The organism is Dehalobacter sp. DCA, from assembly GCF_000305775.1.
Lineage (GTDB): Bacteria > Bacillota > Desulfitobacteriia > Desulfitobacteriales > Syntrophobotulaceae > Dehalobacter > Dehalobacter alkaniphilus.
In genome coordinates this window covers 2,360,163-2,377,417 of the sequence record NC_018866.1, presented here as the reverse complement: position 1 = coordinate 2,377,417, position 17,255 = coordinate 2,360,163, and the positions used below count along the sequence as shown (strand labels likewise).

Below are 17,255 nucleotides of genomic sequence, written 5' to 3'. Positions count from 1 at the left end.
TCAGTTGATATGTTTGGGGGGCAGATAAAAATGGCTGGTAATTATTCCAATGAATCCATGTTAGACCTGTATATTTTCGAAACGTCCAATTTGCTTGAACAGCTAGAGCACTCCATTCTGGCCAGTGAAAAATCCAATCATATTTCCAAAGACGATGTCAATGAGATCTTCCGGATCATGCATACCATTAAGGGTTCATCTGCAATGATGCTTTTTGACAACATCGCCTCTCTCGCCCATTCCATTGAGGACTTGTTTTATTTCATCCGCGAAAACGATCCACGGGAGGTCGACTGCTCCGCGCTTTCGGATATTGTGCTCGAAGGTGTCGATTTTCTCAAAGTCGAACTGGAAAAAGTCAAAGCCAAAGATCCCGTTGACGGAGATGCACAGCGTCTGAAAGAGACGATTGCAGATTTCCTGAACAAACTGAAATTACAAAATTCTTCAGCAGAAAAAGTATTTACATCCAGGAAAGAAACGAAGAAAAATTCAGTAGAAGATCTGAAGGACATACCGGAAGACATAGAAGAAATACCTGAAAAAATACCTGAAGAAAAACCCAGATATTATATTGCCCCGAACATAACAGAGCCCCCGGCGGCCCTGTCTAAAAAGAACTGGTACAAGGCTGTAATCTTCTATCAGGACGGCTGTGAAATGGAAAATATCAGAGCCTACACCGTCATCCATAATTTGAAAGAAATTGCGGACAAGTACATTTTCACCCCGGAAGATATTATTGAAAATGATCTGAGTGCTCAGGTCATTAAAGAACAGGGCTTTACAGTAGTCTTAAGGACAGATAAAAGCTATGAAGAAATGCATGAATTCTTCATGCAGACGATTTTCCTCAGAGAGCTGAAGTTGGAGCAGATCGAAGATCAGGAAGACGAACCGGTGATGAATCAACATGAGAATGCTTTAACCCCACAGATTCCTGTCCTACAGACAGTTGAAAGGGGGGAAAAGGCCGAGAAGGAAGTCTCTCTTTCTTCTGCCCAGCAGAGCATCATCAGTGTCAATGTCGCCAAGCTGGACAGACTGATGGACCTGGTCGGAGAAATGGTGATTGCCGAGGCCATGGTTACCCAAAACCCTGACCTTATAGGGCTGCAGCTAGATAATTTCTATAAGGCAGCCCGGCAGCTCGGGAAAATCACTGGGGAATTGCAGGATATGGTCATGGCGATCCGGATGGTTCCGCTGTCGACGACTTTTCACAAAATGCACAGAATCGTACGCGATATGAGTAAGAAGCTGAACAAAGAAGTGCGTTTAGAGATCATCGGTGAGGAAACGGAAGTTGACAAAAATATTATTGAACATATTTCTGATCCGCTGATGCATCTGATCCGCAACGCGATTGATCATGGGATTGAGGCGGCTGGGGAACGGGTTGCGGCAGAGAAGTCCAAAGCTGGGACAATCACCCTGGAAGCAAAAAATGCTGGAAGCGATGTTCTGATCATTGTCAGGGATGATGGTAAAGGACTGAATAAAGAAAAAATCCTGAGCAGAGCCAGACAGAATGGCCTTCTGACCAAATCGGAACAGGAGATAAGCGACCGCGAAATCTTTAATCTGATCTTTCTGCCCGGATTTTCAACCAAAGAGAACATCACGGAATTTTCCGGAAGAGGCGTCGGCATGGATGTCGTCTCCAAGAATATCCAGACGGTAGGCGGATCCGTTTCGGTAGACAGTACTGAAGGTGCAGGCACTGCCATTACGATGAAGATCCCATTAACATTGGCGATTATCGGCGGAATGAATATTAAAGTCGGAAATTCAAGGTATACCATACCGACAATATCCATCAGAGAATCATTCAGGCCGAAAGAATCCGATATTATCAGAGACCCTGATGAAAATGAAATGATTATGGTAAGGGGTGAGTGTTATCCGGTTATCAGGCTCCATACGCTGTACAAAGTCAAAACTGAAATTACGGAATTAAGCCAGGGCATATTTATCATGGTTGAAAATGAAGAAACATCTTGTTGTATATTTGCTGATGAACTGCTTGGAGAACAACAGGTCGTTGTTAAAGCACTGCCGTATTACATACAAAATCTTAAAAAAGATAATGAGTTAGGAGGGTGTACGCTTTTAGGTGACGGAAGCATTAGTTTAATCCTTGACATCCAGAGTATAACCAGACTTGTGAAGAAATAACAAGAAAGGAGTGATTTTAATGGCAGAAATGATTGCAGAAGATTATTTGGAAGAAGATACTCAGAAAAACAAGTTTTTAACCTTTTCTCTAGGCAACGAAATCTACGGGATTGAAATTAAGTACGTGACAGAAATTATCGGTATCCAGCCGGTTACTGAAGTGCCGGAGCTGCCCAATTATGTTCGTGGAATTGTCAATTTGAGAGGGAAGATCATTCCGGTCATCGATGTGCGCCTGCGTTTCAAAAAGCCATTTATGGAATACAGTGACCGGACCTGTATCATCGTGATCGACATTCAGGAAATATCAATTGGTCTGATCGTGGACAGCGTATGCGAGGTGCTTGTCATCCCTGAAGACGAAATAGTGCCTCCTCCCAGTGTTAACGGAGGTGCCAGTAACAAATACATTAAAGGAATCGGCAAGGTCGATAACAGTATCAAGCTCATTCTTGATTGCGACAAATTATTAAAAGAAGAAGAACTGTCTAATCTGACATCTACACTTAGTGAGGGGGTAATATCATGAATTTCAACAAGCTTCAAACCAAGATTTTAGCTGGCTATATTGTCATTGTCGTCATCCTGGCAGTCATTTCTGTAGTCACTTATACCCAGGTTAATTCTATGGTCAAAGATGTTAATCAGATGACCGAAGTCGAATTTGTGAAATTCCAAATTAATGAAGACCTGGCCTTAAGCTTCACCGATGGAGCAAGTCTTGCCAGAGCTTACATGTTGTATGGAAAACAGTCCTATGTTGACGATTTCAATGCGATTTCCCAGAAGTGCACCAAACTGCAAGAGGAATTGTTAGCCATGGAGAATACGCCTGAGAACAAGGCCATGGTAGAGAGAAGCAACGCCTGGACCGCTGCGGTAAGTGGAGAGCTGTTTGCGGCAGTCAAAGGAGGCAATGCTGCACAAATCACGGCAGTTGGGGCAAAAATTGCACCGGAAACAAAAGCCTTAATCGAATTAAATACGCAAATGGCAGGGCAAAGAGCTCAAAACATTGATGCGGCAAAAGATCGTATTGCATCCAAAGAAACCAGAACTATAATTATACTGGCCGTCTCCACATTGACCGCAATCGTTCTGTCGATCATCCTCGGATTTTTTATGGCTCGCTCGATCACAAACCCTGTCCGCAAACTGGTAGGAGTTTCCGATAAAATTGCTGACGGCGATTTGAATGTCGATATCGATGTCCGCGGCAAAGATGAAATCGGAGCGCTTGCCAAATCGTTCTCGACCATGACGCTGACCCTGAATGAAGTGATCAGTAATATCAACAGTGCTTCCGAGCAGGTCGCTTCAGGCTCGAAGCAACTGTCCGATTCCAGTATGGCCCTTTCCCAGGGCGCAACCGAGCAGGCTAGTTCGATTGAAGAGCTGACGGCCTCTCTGGAAGAAATCAGTTCCCAGACCAAACTCAATGCCCAAAATGCCAATGAAGCAAACCAGCTGGCGGAAGAAGCCAAGAAGAATGCGGCCCAGGGCAACAGCCAGATGAAGGAAATGCTTAGCGCAATGGATGAAATTAATAATTCTTCCAATAATATCTCCAAAATTATCAAAGTCATCGACGATATTGCCTTCCAGACCAATATCTTGGCCCTGAATGCTGCTGTTGAAGCTGCAAGGGCAGGACAGCACGGCAAAGGGTTCGCCGTTGTAGCAGAAGAAGTCAGAAACCTCGCAGCTCGCTCAGCCAACGCTGCTAAGGAAACAACGGATATGATCGAGGGTTCAATCAAGAATGTTGATAATGGCACCCGGATAGCAAGCGACACGGCGAAGGAATTAAACAATATCGTCGAAGGAATTTCGAAGGTAGCCAACCTGGTGAACAACATTGCAGTGGCTTCCAATGAACAGGCCATTGGCATCAACCAAATCAACCAGGGTATTGCTCAGGTCGCGGAAGTCGTTCAGACCAACTCGGCAACTGCTGAAGAGAGTGCCGCTGCAAGTGAGGAACTGGCGAGCCAGTCCGAGCTGCTGAATGTTCAGGTTGCCAAATTCAAACTGCGGAAAAACGGCCAGTACGCTTCCTTAAAAGGAATCGAAAACATGAGCCCGGATATTCTGAAAATGCTCGAGAATATGAACAGTAGTAGTCCGACTCTTGCACCAAAGGAAAAGCCAAAAAAGAAAATTGTCCTGAGTGACGACGAATTCGGCAAGTACTAAGTGAAATGCAAGAGAAGAGAGGGCCTGATTCGAGGCTCTCTCTTCAGAATAACAGAAATTAGAAGTTTCTATAAAAAACGCCTGGAGAAGATGGTGGTCTGTTATGATAACAATAACGGAAAAAGAATTTGTGAAGTTTGCAGCGTATATCGAAGCTAATTATGGGATTCATCTAAAAAAAGAAAAGCAATCGCTGATTAACGGAAGACTGCAGGGTGTCCTTATCGAGAACGGCTTTAAAAGTTTCTCGGAATATTACGATTTCATTACTTCACATAATGGCGGGGAGGCCATGACCACCTTTATTAATAAGATTACCACCAACCATACGTTTTTTATGCGGGAAGCGGAGCATTTTACTTTCTTAAAAGAGAACGTTCTGCCTGTGCTGGCGGCCCATTGCCGGGATAAGGATCTACGGATATGGAGCGCGGCGTGCTCCAGTGGTGAAGAACCGTATACCCTCGCGATGATCATTGATGAGTTTTTTGGCAGGGAAAAAGTCTGGTGGGATACGAAGATTCTTGCAACGGACATTTCCGATAAAGCCTTAACGATTGCCAGAAATGGCGAATACGCCAATGATAAGGTTGCGGCGCTGCCAGCGCTGTGGAGAACAAATTATTTTAAAAAGCTCGACAGGGAAAATTCGATTGTTGTAGAAAAAATTAAGAATGAAGTGATCTTCCGCAACTTTAATCTGATGGAAAAGGTATTTCCTTTTAAAAAGAAGTTCCATGTGATCTTTTGCCGAAATGTGATGATTTACTTTGACGGGCCAACCAAAGAACAGCTTGTTCAGAAATTTTATGACATGACGGAGTATGGCGGCTACCTGTTCATCGGTCATTCGGAATCACTCAACAAAGATACAACCCAATATAAATATGTCATGCCAGCCGTATACAGAAAAGAATAATATTTAGAAGTAGGTTGATATCATGGCCAAAAAAAAGATTAGGGTTTTAATTGTAGATGATTCCATCGTTTTCCGGGAGATTCTGGCCAGAGGAATCGCCAGTGACCCGGAGATCGAAGTTGTGGGTATGGCCGCAGACCCGTTTGAAGCCAGGGATAAAATCCTGGAAGTTGAACCGGACGTGATGACCTGTGATGTCCAGATGCCCAAAATGAACGGGATTGAATTTATCTGCAAGCTGCTGCCGCAATATCCGATTCCGGTGATTGTGATCAGTACGGTGAGCGATGCTGTTTTTGATGCGATGAATGCCGGGGCTGTCGAATTTGTCGGCAAGCCGGATATGAAGGCTGCGCAGAGAGTGGAAACCTTTTTAAATGAGTTGAAGATTAAGATCAAGGTAGCCTCCGTCGCCCGGATTATCCCGTCGATGAAGGATACGACTGAAAAAGTTGAAAGCCAGCATGCCGAGAATTCGGAAAAAATCATTGCGATCGGCGCTTCCACCGGCGGAACGGAAGCCGTCTGCAATATCATGAAGCGACTGCCTGCGAATATGCCCGGGATCGTTATCGTCCAGCATATCCCTCCTGTTTTTTCCCGGATGTTTGCCGAGCGGCTGAATAATCAGACCAAACTGAAGGTCAAGGAAGCTCGGACCGGGGATTACCTGGAACAGGGAATGGCCTTAGTTGCGCCTGGAGACCAGCATGTCAGAATCAAAAAGATAGCCAATCGATACAGGATTGAGTGCTTCGCAGGAGAAAAGGTCAACGGTCATTGTCCTTCCGTCGATGTCTTATTTGAATCTGTGGCCAAGGAAGCAGGCAAAAATGCGCTGGGTGTCATTTTGACCGGTATGGGATATGACGGGGCCAAGGGACTCCTGCAGATGAGAAGAAAAGGGGCCAGAACGATCGGTCAGGATCAGGATTCCTGTGTGGTCTACGGCATGCCGAAAGTTGCTCATGATATCGGGGCCGTTGAAAGACAAACTTCTTTAATGAACATCCCTCAGTTGATTTGTACGATGCTGAAGTAAGGAATGAAGGCCAATGAATAAAGGCGGAAAAAGCTACAATGTCACAACAAATGAAATGGCGTTGGCTTTGGCGTGCATCGGAGATGGTGTGGTGTATACGGATCATCTGGGAACCATTTTATACATCAATGATTCCACTGCCAGGCTTTCGGGCTGGTTGCCGGAAGAGGCTCAGGGTAAAATATTTGAAGAAGTCTTTCCAGTTATCAATAAAGAGACCGAAGAAATAATGGATTCTCCGATAGGGCTGACCATTAAAAAAAAGAAAGCTCTGGGCTTAAAAAACCATTCGGCACTGATCAAAAAAGATGGCCAAATCATCTGCATTTCGGCCAGCAGTTCCCCAGTGATCGAACAAGACGGCCAAGTCAGAGGGGTCATCTTTGTCTTCAGGGACATCACCAGAATCAAAGAAATTGAAAACGACTATAAAAATGAAGCAGAAAATTTTAGGACAATCTTTTATTCGTCTCCAGTTAATATGGTTATTATCGATGAGCTGGCGCACATTAGCTGCGTAAACAACGCAGCGCTCAAACTGATGCATGTGGAAAAACGAGATGTGCTTGGTAAAACATTTGGCGAAGCTTTCAAATGTGCAGCCAGCTTTGAACATCCTAGGGGTTGCGGCTACGCAGCGAAATGTAAGCAGTGTGAGATTACACATGCCGGCTTGCGGGCGCTTAAAAACAATGAATCTATCGAGGGGTTGGAGTTCTCCCAATCATTTATCCTTAACGGCAAGACAAAACAATTATGGTTTCATGTCAGCATCTCCCCGCTGATCGTAGACGGCAAAAAAAATATCGTTATTGCGTTAAATGACATCACCGAAGAAAAGATACTTGAAGTGTCACTGATTAAGTCCCGCGATTTCCAGCTGAAGCTGCTGGATTATTTCCCGGTTTCTATCTGGCGTTCCACAGAAAAAGAAATAACTTACCTGAATAAAAATCTGCTGGATTTTTTGAGTATGAACTTTGAAGAGTGCATGAATATTCACTGGTTATCAGTCATACATCCCGAAGACAGAGCCGCTTATAAAGAAATACTAAAAAATGCAGAAGCGAACCATACATCTTTTGAATATGAGCATCGCTTAAGATATCATGACGGGGAGTATCGATGGTGTCTCAGTTCAGGCGGCCCATATTATGATCTTGAAGGAGAGTATGCCGGCCTAATCGGCATTATACTGGATATCACCGACAGAAAAAATGCTGAAGACGCTTTAAAGCGCTATCAACTGTTGTCGGAAAATGCCAGGGATATGATTATGTTCGTCTCACAGGATGGGAAAATTCTCGAAGCCAACAAAGCAGCTTTGAAAGCTTACGGCTATGATCATCATGAAATTGTGCAAAAAACAGTTTTTGATTTTGCAGATGATGTGGCGTTTGTCAGAGAACAACTGAAGATTGCCGTGGAAAAAGGATTCTTTATCGAAACAAACACGAAACGGAAAGATGAAAGTATAGTTCCTGTGGAAGTGAGTGCACAGACCACGATGATCAATGGCCAACAGGTGTTGTTGTGCGTGCTTAGAGAAATAACCGAACGTAAAAAAATTGAAAAACAGCTGCTGGACAGTGAAACCCGGTATCGAAATTTATATAACAATGTCACGGATGCAATCTACATCGTTGAAATTATCGAGAATGATGACCGGATTGGGAAAATAATTGAAGTCAATGATATTACCTGTCAAAGACTTGGCTATGCGAGAGAGGAACTCCTTCAGCTATATCTGCCGGATATCGCTAAATACGATACGCAAGATCAAATTGAACAATTGAAACAGCTGATGCAGCAGGGATCCGATACAGCGGAACATGTGCATGTCACTAAAGACGGAAAGGAAATCCCGGTTGAAGTCAGTGTGCATCTGATAAATATTAACGGCAAAACGTGCATCTATTCCCTGGCACGGGATATATCAGATCGAATAGCTTCGGAGCGGGCATTGATCGAGAGTGAAGAAAAATTCCGAAGCGTCTTTGAAAATGCCAGAGATGCCATTTTCCTGGAGCAGGTCAATGAAAAAGGTGAAATCACGATTGTCGAAGTGAATGAAGTCGCCTGCAAAGGACTCGAATATACGCGGGATGAGCTGATTGGACATTCGCCAAAGATGATCTCCAGAATAGGCAAAGCGGAACTGGATATATTGATGACTCAAGTTCGAAACTATCAAACCTATGTGTTTGAAGATATTCATGTTTCCAAAAATGGCAGAGAAATTCCCGTTGAGATCAATATACGGCAATTTAAACTTAATCATATAGATTATCTCATTCTCATTGCACGGGATATTACGGAGAGAAAAAAGAATGAGGAAATATTTATCAAGGCCAAAGAAGAAGCTGAAGCCGCGAATCGGGCCAAAAGTGAATTTCTCGCCAACATGAGTCATGAGATCCGGACGCCGGTGAACGGTATCAACGGAATGATTGATTTAACGCTGGCCACTGACTTGAATCCTGAACAACGGGATAACCTCGAAACGGCCAAAATCTGTGCCAATTCCCTGCTGGCGTTAATCAGTGATATCCTTGATTTTTCCAAGATTGAGGCCAGGAAACTCGTTGTTGAAAACATCAATTTTGACATGCATGATCTGCTTGAGAAGAATTCGAAGGTGCATACGCTGCGGGCCAGTAAAAAGGGGCTTCAATTAACGTATGATCTCGATCCCAGCATCCCGAAGTATCTGATCGGTGATCCGAACAGACTTAGGCAGGTCCTGAATAACCTGGTTGATAACGCGATAAAATTCACGGACACCGGTAAAATATCTGTCACTGTAAACAACGTTTTGAAGACAGATCAGGACATTAAACTGAAATTTGCTGTCCAGGATACCGGAATTGGTATTTCCGAAGAAGATCAGACATTCCTGTTCAAAACATTTACCCAAGTCGACAGTTCTATTACCCGAAAATATGGCGGAACAGGTCTGGGGTTGGCAATTTCCAAGCAGCTAGTCGAGCTAATGGGTGGGACCATGCAGGTCAGCAGTCAAAAAGGAAGAGGAAGCACATTTTATTTTTCGATCAAATTTAAAATAGGAATACAAAGCGAAACGGTGCCGTTCCTTAGACCTGACATCAGTCCAATCATCCGGCCTTTGCATATTCTTCTCGCTGAGGATGATAAAGTAAGTCAAGTCTTTCTTCGCCGCATGCTGAAGGAAAGGGGCCATCAGGTCGATACTGCAGACAATGGTTTGGAGGTCCTGGATCTTTTTAAGAAAAAACATTATGACCTGGTCCTTATGGATATCCAGATGCCTGTGATGGACGGGATAGAAGCAACGAAAATTATCAGAGAATCTGAAGGCGGCCGAACCCATACACCAATTATTGCAGTATCTGCCTATGCGTTGCAGGGTGACGAACAAAGATTTCAGGCAATGGGAATGGATAATTATCTGGCAAAACCGATTGACATCAACAATCTGATGAAAAAAATCAGCTTGATGGGTCAAAGCCGGCAAGAGTTTCCGAATAAGGTTGAGCTCGGGGATCATGGCGAAATTATTTTTACAAGTAAATCTGAGAATAAAGACACTGAACATTATACTTCCGTAATGCAGGAAATCGAGCATTGTATCAAAGAACTCGACGATCATTTTGAAAGCATGCAATATGAAGCGATAGAATCGATTGCCAACCAGCTGAAAAACCTGTGCAATCAGATCGAAGCAGATGAATTAAAATTCTGTGCTTTTAAAATCGAATTGGCGAGAAGAAAAAATAATATTGAGGATGAGATTGAGTATTTCAGCTTATTTAAAGAAGCGTATTATGTTTTCAAAAAGTCGCTTAGCAATTAAGCTATTAGGCAATGAAATACAAGTAACGAAGTACAAAGTAACGAAGTAATAGGAGGGGACTGGGATGTTAAAGATACTCATAGCTGAAGACGATTTAGCCAGCAGAAAATATTTGTACAAATTGTTATCAGAATATGGTGAGTGCGATCTGGTTGTTGACGGACTGGAAGCGATCGATGCCTATCTGATGTCGCTCAAGGAAGAGAGCCCTTATGAGCTGATCTGTCTCGATGTCATGATGCCGAAGGTCGATGGAGTCAGGGCGTTAAAGGCTATTCGGGATCTGGAAATACAAAAAGGGGTTCCGTGTGAAAAACAAGCCAAGATCATTATGACGACCGTTCTGGCTGAATCGGATTATGTGCAAAAGGCCTTTGAATATGGGTGTGACGCGTATGCATCCAAACCCATTGATTCCGTCAAATTTCTGGAGGTCATGGAAAAGCTCGAGCTTGTGAAGAATAAAAATTCTTAATATGAACGTTTTCGCAGCTACAAACAATAATCCTCAGCTAATATGCCAAAACCTCCGGGCTTACTGCATGTAAACCGTTGGCATATCTAACGCTGAGGATTTCTGTTTGTTGCATGCTACTGCCACTTAACGCTTGCCCGAAATCATTTAACCAGGTTAAGAACCATGTTTAATAGGACGCCTGCGTTATCCTTTAATTTCGGCATGGTATTCCTGCAGGGACTTTAAGGTTATTCCAGATGCGCCATTCGCGTCATAGGCGGCAATGCCTTTGGCGCTTGCCGCGGCAGCGGTCATCGTGGTGATATATGGAACCTTATACTTGATTGCCGCTTTGCGGATATAGGCATCCTCATGTTTGCTGCGTTTGCCGGATGGCGAATTGATCACCAGATGGATTTCCTTGTTGGTGATGCTATCCACGATGTTCGGACGGCCTTCATACAGCTTCTTGATTTTTTCGGCTTCGATTCCGTTCACCAGTAGGAATTTGTGGGTCCCTTCCGTAGCCATGATCTTAAAGCCGATCTGGGCAAAGTTCCTGGCTATCTCGAGCGCTGCAGGCTTATCGTCGTCATTGACGCTAATCAGCACGGTACCTGATTCCGGCAGCGGGGACTTGGTTGCTTCCTGTGCTTTGTAGTAAGCCAGACCAAACGAATCGGCCAGGCCGAGCACTTCACCGGTCGAACGCATTTCCGGTCCGAGCACAGGGTCAACTTCGGTAAACATATTAAACGGAAAGACTGCTTCCTTGACTCCGAAATAAGGTACTATTTTGGAAGTCAAGTTTTTGACGGATGTTTCCTTACCGTCATTGACAGCCATCAAGATTTCGGTCGCGATCCGGGCCATGGAAATATTACAGACTTTGGATACGAGCGGTACAGTCCTTGAAGCTCTCGGATTTGCTTCCAGAACATAAACCTTGTCATCGGCAATTGCATATTGCATGTTCATAAGCCCGATAACGTTCATCTCTTGGGCAATTTTTTTCGTGTATTCCACAATCGTCGCGAGGTGTTTTTCAGGGATGTTGATCGGCGGGATGACGCAGGCAGAGTCTCCGGAGTGGATACCGGCCAGTTCGATATGTTCCATGACGGTCGGCACAAAAGCATCCTTGCCGTCCGCAATCGCGTCGGCTTCCGCTTCTATCGCATTGCTCAGGAAACGGTCGATTAGAATCGGCCGGTCGGGCGTCACGCCTACCGCAGCTGCCATGTAACGGCTTAGCATCTCTGCGTCGTGAACAACTTCCATGCCGCGTCCACCCAAAACAAACGAAGGACGGACCATCAGAGGATAACCAATCCGGTCAGCGATAACAAGCGCTTCTTCCAGGTTGACGGCCATTCCGGATTCCGGCATCGGAATATCCAGCTTTTCCATCATCTTACGGAACAAATCACGGTCTTCAGCCAGCGCGATGGTCTCCGGGGTTGTACCAAGAATCTTGACACCGGCTTTTTTGAGCTCATCTGCAATGTTCAGTGGTGTCTGGCCCCCAAACTGCACGATTACGCCGAGTGGTTTTTCTTTTTCGTAGATACTCAGAACATCTTCGACGGTAAGCGGTTCAAAATAAAGTTTATCGGAGGTATCGTAGTCCGTGGAGACCGTTTCGGGATTGCAGTTCACGATGACGGTCTCATAGCCAAGATCACGCAGCGCAAAGGCGGTATGCACGCAGCAGTAGTCGAACTCTATGCCCTGACCGATCCGGTTCGGTCCGCCACCGAGGATCATTACCTTTGGCTGGTTGCTGCTTGTGGTCTTGTCGGGCGCATTATAGGTAGAGAAATAATAGTAGGCATCTTCAACGCCGCTTACCGGAACAGCTTCCCATCCTTCCACTACCCCTAGGGCAGCTCTCTGTTTGCGAATCTCCGCTTCACTTAAGTTTAAGAGCATTGCAAGGTAACGGTCTGCAAAGCCGTCCTTTTTGGCCTGAGTCAGCAGTTCATCCGGTAGCTTTTGGCCGCTGTATTTTAAGATCTCTTCTTCCAGCAGTACAAGTTCTTTCATTTGCTGCAGGAAGTAAGGCTTGATATAGGTCAAAGCGTACAGATCATTGATATCCGCGCCTTTGCGCAGCGCTTCGTAAAGAATAAACTGACGCTCGCTGGTCGGTTCAGCTAGCATGGCCATCAGTTCTTCCAGAGACCGCTGGTGGAAATCTTTCGCAAAGCCCAGGCCGTAACGGTTGGTCTCGAGAGAGCGAATGGACTTTTGCACCGCTTCTTTGTAGTTTTTCCCGATACTCATGACTTCGCCGACGGCGCGCATCTGGGTACCAAGCTTGTCCACCGAACCGGGAAATTTTTCGAAGGCCCAGCGTGCAAACTTGATAACAACGTAGTCGCCTGAAGGTGTGTATTTGTCCAAAGAGCCGTCTCTCCAGTACGGAATTTCGTCCAGGGTCAGCCCTGCCGCCAGCATGGAAGAGATCAGCGCAATCGGCAGACCTGTTGCCTTGGAGGCCAGCGCTGAGGATCGGGAAGTTCGCGGGTTGATCTCAATGATGACAACCCGGCCGGTCTTCGGATCATGCGCAAACTGCACATTGGTGCCGCCAATGACTTCAATGGCTTCGACGACAGAATAAGAATATTTTTGCAGGCGCTCCTGAAGCTCAGGACTGATCGTCAGCATTGGGGCCGAACAAAAAGAATCGCCGGTGTGGACACCGATCGCATCGATATTTTCAATAAAACATACGGTGATCATCTGGTTTTTGGCATCACGGATGACTTCGAGCTCGAGTTCTTCCCAGCCAAGTACGGATTCTTCCACCAAAATCTGACCGACCAGGCTTGCGGCAATACCGCGGCTCGCAATTACGTTCAGTTCTTCAGCATTGTAAACCAGACCGCCGCCGGTTCCGCCCATGGTGTAGGCCGGGCGGATAACCACCGGATACCCGAGTTCCTGGGCAATCGCTTCTGCCTCTTCTACGCTGTAGGCCGCTTTGCTGAGGGGCATTTCAATGCCGAGCCTGTTCATGGTTTCTTTGAAAGCAATTCGGTCTTCACCACGTTCAATCGCGTCTAGCTGAACACCGATAACCTTAACGTTATACTTCGTAAGGACGCCTGCCTGGTGCAGCTCGGAGGAAAGGTTCAAGGCCGACTGACCGCCCAAATTCGGCAGCAGGGCATCGGGACGTTCTTTGGCAATGATTTTCGTCAGACTTTCAAGGTTTAATGGTTCAATATAGGTGATATCAGCGATTCCGGGATCTGTCATGATGGTGGCAGGATTGGAATTGACCAGTACAATCTTGTAGCCCAGTTTGCGAAGCGCTTTACAAGCCTGGGTCCCCGAATAGTCGAACTCGCAGGCTTGTCCGATCACGATGGGACCTGACCCAATAATCAGGATCTTATTAATATCGGTTCTTTTTGGCATGTTGTATTTCCTTTCTTTATAAAAAATAAAGCTGAAATAGTGTATTTTTATGTAAGAGCCTCACACCATTTTATCAGAAAAAACAAGACAAGATGATGCTTTTCATAAAGAATTATGTATTCTATATACATAATAATCAAATGCCGTTAATGTCCAAAAGTACTGCTATAAAAGTATATGATAAAAGTATTCGCTATAAAAGTATATGTTATAAAAGTATACGCTTGCAGAAATCATCGTTCTGAATTAATATATCACTAGCAGCTGTCAATCACCATGATTTGGCAACCGGTTAAACCTTAACGCAATATGGTTGACGCAAGTAATAACATAAGAAAATGGATAAGGAGAGAAGTATGAAAATATCTGAATTATTCAAAACCGGCAAGCCAACCTTGTCTTTTGAATATTTTCCCGCACGGACGGAAAAAAATGCGGAAACACTCGAAAAGACGCTTGGTGTCTTAGCGAGCCTTGATCCGAGTTTTGTTTCGGTCACCTTCGGGGCAGGTGGGTCAACAAGGGAAGGATCTTATGAACTGGTCAAGAAATTGAAGCAGGAGAAAAAGCTCGAAGTTGTTGCTTATCTCGCGGCTTATGGTTTAAGGCTGGACGAAGTGGCTGCAGTGCTGGATGCTTACCGGGACCTTGGGATTGAGAACATCTTGGCACTGCGTGGAGACCTGGGCAAAGACGGAGCGAAGGAAATTCCTGCGGATACCATTCACTACGCTTATGAACTCGTAACGTTTGCCAAAAAGAATTATAACTTTTGTATAGGGGTAGCAGGATATCCCGAAGGTCATCTTGAGGCGCCAAGCTTGGAAAAGGATATTGAATACTTAAGGTATAAGGTGGATCAAGGCGCGGATTTTGTCATTGCCAACTTCTTTCATGACAATATTTACTTCTATCATTTGCTGGAGCGCTGCCAAAAGAGCGGCATTACTGTTCCTGTTATTCCTGGCCTGATGCCTGTCTACAGTGTCAAAATGATGGAAATGCTTGCAGCAAACTGCGGGGCCATCATACCGGAACAATTAAAAAAAGGAATTGCTTCATTGCCGGAAGGCGATGCGGATGCCCTAGTGGAATTTGGTATTCAATACGCTGCGGCACAGTGCGAAGAACTCCTCCGAGAAGGAGCCTGCGGCTTGCATTTCTACACTATGGACAGAAGCGAATCAACAGCCGGTATTGTTAAAATCCTGCGAGAGAAGGGCTTGCTGTAATTGTGATTTTTGAATAGATTTTTTTTATTCTATGCCGAAGATTGATCTTAGGACGAAAGTACTATCCTAAGGTCATTTTTTTATGAAAATCAAGTATTTCTACAATTTTCGCAGGAAGTAAATGGTATAATTACTTTTACTCATTAAGATTTTGAGCCAAATACGAAGGGAGAAGATAACAGATAAATTTTTAGTCAATTTCAACATGAAGATCTGTCTTAACAAAATTGATATTAATAAAAAAATTATGGCTTCACGGCAGTAAAACCATTAATATTTCCTTTCATGATCTTCTTTTACATCAGGAGGAGGAAATCATTATGAAGATAAGAGTTTGGATCATTGACTGCATGGGGGAAAAAGCCAGACTCTGCCTGTCTGAGGATGACAATACACCGGAAATATTAGTAGGACCAAAAGTCTTTGAAAATAAAAAAATGCTTGTTGAAGCAATTATCTATACAAAAAAGGAAGCAAGAAAATACTTATCTAGAAATAAGCTGATGGATCAATAGTAACAGCTTATTTCCCAAGCAAAAGACTTCGTTTCAAATTAAATGAAACGGAGTCTTTGCTTTTTTATTCTTCTTTACTTCCTTTTTAGAAGATATCTTTGATGACTTTGAACACAACGCCAACAATTTCGACATGATCAGGTTCCAACGCCCGGTAGGTAGGGTTGGCCGGTTCAAGCGTAATTCTATTATCAACATTGTAAAACCTTTTGCAGGTCACTTCTTCCCCGTTGATCCTGGCTATTACTGTCTGCCCGTTTTGGGCCATTTGCTGTTTTCTTACCAGCACAAGGTCGCCGTTACTGATATCTAAATCAATCATCGAATCACCTTTAATCTTCAAGGCAAAGACCAATTCATCTTCGCGGACAAACGAACGGGGAACCGGCAAATAATCTTCAATATCTTCGAAAGGAATGGCCGGGGTTCCGGCGGGGACTCGGCCGACGATTGGAACCATAGCAAGATCAGGAATGGTATGCCCGTTATTAAAATTCGGCAGTTCGTTCATCGCAGGGTTTTTGCCCAGCAGACTATCCAGAGAGATCCCAAAGAAATCAGAGACTTTCTGCAGAAATTTATAATCCGGTTCTCTTAAACCAAGTTCATACAAAGACAAAGCTGAACGCGATACCTCCAGGTGTAAGGCCAACTGGTTCTGCGTAATTTTCTTCGTCCGGCGCAAATATTTTAAAGTTTCACCAAAACTCACATCATCACCTCTAAGAAAATATTCTACTCTACAATGAGTAGCAATTCAATAGGACAAAATATAAATTACAACATAAAATTCCAAAAATAGAAGTTGACTGCTACGCAATGTAGCAATATAATTAATATACGCTTTGAATTAAAGCGTAAGGACATTTGGTTGCGGGCAAAAAAGGGGTGTGAAGTTTTGCAGAAATCACAGATAACAGACACGGAGAACATGCTGAAAAATTACTATCGAAGCTTGAATGAACTGTGGGTAAAAAAGGCGATTATTGAAAACCTTAGAAAAAATGCTAATGAGATCAGAAATATTTTGCTGGATGTCAATGAACTGGTACCTTCCAGAGGGATTGTTACACAATATATGGCTGTTTCAGGCGGTTGTGTGTACGTTTGCGACAGGTCTGCGCAAAACTATTATGAATTTACTTCATCCGTAGAAAAATTTGAGAAGAGATTAGCCGCGTTGCTGCATCGCGGTGTCAAACTGAAGATTCAGATCATCTATCTTGAATCAACCATTGAAGGGATCACTTATGCCTTAAGTCTACTTGATCCTGTTGACCGAACTATATGTGAGAAGTGTTACGGCCTTAAGGAGCACAGCAATCTTCAAATTGCCAAAGAACTTCGGATGGACGAAAAAACGATTCGGTACAGAAGGAAAAAAATTAATCAGAAACTCAACCTTTACCTGCAGGATTGTTTGTGTGTGAATCAATAACTAGTACCTGTCAG

Annotated in this window: 12 protein-coding genes; 10 read left to right on the top strand and 2 right to left on the bottom strand. The window is 44.2% G+C overall.

Going from position 1 to position 17,255, the window contains the following annotated elements; genetic code table 11:
• Positions 1-30 precede the first annotated feature (30 nt).
• The 7 genes from DHBDCA_RS11435 to DHBDCA_RS11405 all read left to right on the top strand — a co-directional run bounded on the left by DHBDCA_RS11435 (position 31) and on the right by DHBDCA_RS11405 (position 10,645).
• Positions 31-2,178, top strand: a complete 2,148-nt coding sequence (locus tag DHBDCA_RS11435; RefSeq protein WP_015044368.1) for a chemotaxis protein CheA — start codon at positions 31-33, stop codon at positions 2,176-2,178.
• 19 nt (positions 2,179-2,197) lie between these two features.
• Entirely contained in the window at positions 2,198-2,707 is a 510-nt protein-coding gene (locus DHBDCA_RS11430) for a chemotaxis protein CheW (RefSeq protein ID WP_015044367.1), read from the top strand.
• On the top strand, positions 2,704-4,374 hold the full coding sequence (locus DHBDCA_RS11425) for a methyl-accepting chemotaxis protein (RefSeq protein WP_015044366.1): 1,671 nt from the start codon (positions 2,704-2,706) through the stop codon (positions 4,372-4,374). The genes DHBDCA_RS11430 and DHBDCA_RS11425 overlap by 4 nt, the downstream gene beginning before the upstream one ends.
• A gap of 103 nt (positions 4,375-4,477) precedes the next feature.
• On the top strand, positions 4,478-5,293 hold the full coding sequence (locus tag DHBDCA_RS11420; protein WP_015044365.1) for a CheR family methyltransferase: 816 nt from the start codon (positions 4,478-4,480) through the stop codon (positions 5,291-5,293).
• 22 nt (positions 5,294-5,315) lie between these two features.
• On the top strand, positions 5,316-6,335 hold the full coding sequence (locus DHBDCA_RS11415) for a protein-glutamate methylesterase/protein-glutamine glutaminase (protein ID WP_015044364.1): 1,020 nt from the start codon (positions 5,316-5,318) through the stop codon (positions 6,333-6,335).
• 13 nt (positions 6,336-6,348) lie between these two features.
• Positions 6,349-10,170: a PAS domain-containing hybrid sensor histidine kinase/response regulator gene (locus DHBDCA_RS11410; protein WP_015044363.1), complete on the top strand. Its 3,822-nt coding sequence runs from the start codon at positions 6,349-6,351 to the stop codon at positions 10,168-10,170.
• A gap of 64 nt (positions 10,171-10,234) precedes the next feature.
• The gene (locus DHBDCA_RS11405) at positions 10,235-10,645 is read left to right on the top strand and encodes a response regulator (RefSeq protein WP_015044362.1); all 411 of its coding nucleotides are present in this window, start codon (positions 10,235-10,237) and stop codon (positions 10,643-10,645) included.
• 186 nt (positions 10,646-10,831) lie between these two features.
• Here DHBDCA_RS11405 and carB read toward each other — a convergent pair whose 3' ends face one another.
• Complete coding sequence (gene carB, locus DHBDCA_RS11400; protein WP_015044361.1) at positions 10,832-14,056, bottom strand: carbamoyl-phosphate synthase large subunit; 3,225 nt, start codon at positions 14,054-14,056, stop codon at positions 10,832-10,834.
• A 356-nt stretch (positions 14,057-14,412) separates the two neighbouring features.
• Between carB and DHBDCA_RS11395 the strand changes: the two genes are divergently transcribed.
• On the top strand, positions 14,413-15,288 hold the full coding sequence (locus DHBDCA_RS11395) for a methylenetetrahydrofolate reductase (RefSeq protein WP_015044360.1): 876 nt from the start codon (positions 14,413-14,415) through the stop codon (positions 15,286-15,288).
• A gap of 320 nt (positions 15,289-15,608) precedes the next feature.
• Positions 15,609-15,803: a hypothetical protein gene (locus DHBDCA_RS11390; protein WP_015044358.1), complete on the top strand. Its 195-nt coding sequence runs from the start codon at positions 15,609-15,611 to the stop codon at positions 15,801-15,803.
• A gap of 85 nt (positions 15,804-15,888) precedes the next feature.
• On the opposite strand, the gene lexA is transcribed toward DHBDCA_RS11390, so the two are convergent.
• Entirely contained in the window at positions 15,889-16,515 is a 627-nt protein-coding gene (lexA, locus tag DHBDCA_RS11385) for a transcriptional repressor LexA (RefSeq protein WP_015044357.1), read from the bottom strand.
• A gap of 186 nt (positions 16,516-16,701) precedes the next feature.
• On the opposite strand from lexA, the gene DHBDCA_RS11380 reads away from it, so the two are divergent.
• Positions 16,702-17,241 carry a hypothetical protein gene (locus DHBDCA_RS11380; protein WP_193352131.1) on the top strand — a complete coding sequence of 180 codons (540 nt, stop codon included), beginning with the start codon at positions 16,702-16,704 and terminating at the stop codon, positions 17,239-17,241.
• Positions 17,242-17,255 lie beyond the last annotated feature (14 nt).

Bases quoted from the DNA above. Each gene is read 5' to 3' on its own strand.
- DHBDCA_RS11435 (WP_015044368.1), top strand. From the start codon at position 31: ATGGCTGGTAATTATTCCAATGAATCCATGTTAGACCTGTATATTTTC.
- DHBDCA_RS11430 (WP_015044367.1), top strand. From the start codon at position 2,198: ATGGCAGAAATGATTGCAGAAGATTATTTGGAAGAAGATACTCAGAAA.
- DHBDCA_RS11425 (WP_015044366.1), top strand. From the start codon at position 2,704: ATGAATTTCAACAAGCTTCAAACCAAGATTTTAGCTGGCTATATTGTC.
- DHBDCA_RS11420 (WP_015044365.1), top strand. From the start codon at position 4,478: ATGATAACAATAACGGAAAAAGAATTTGTGAAGTTTGCAGCGTATATC.
- DHBDCA_RS11415 (WP_015044364.1), top strand. From the start codon at position 5,316: ATGGCCAAAAAAAAGATTAGGGTTTTAATTGTAGATGATTCCATCGTT.
- DHBDCA_RS11410 (WP_015044363.1), top strand. From the start codon at position 6,349: ATGAATAAAGGCGGAAAAAGCTACAATGTCACAACAAATGAAATGGCG.
- DHBDCA_RS11405 (WP_015044362.1), top strand. From the start codon at position 10,235: ATGTTAAAGATACTCATAGCTGAAGACGATTTAGCCAGCAGAAAATAT.
- carB (WP_015044361.1), bottom strand. From the start codon at position 14,056: ATGCCAAAAAGAACCGATATTAATAAGATCCTGATTATTGGGTCAGGT.
- DHBDCA_RS11395 (WP_015044360.1), top strand. From the start codon at position 14,413: ATGAAAATATCTGAATTATTCAAAACCGGCAAGCCAACCTTGTCTTTT.
- DHBDCA_RS11390 (WP_015044358.1), top strand. From the start codon at position 15,609: ATGAAGATAAGAGTTTGGATCATTGACTGCATGGGGGAAAAAGCCAGA.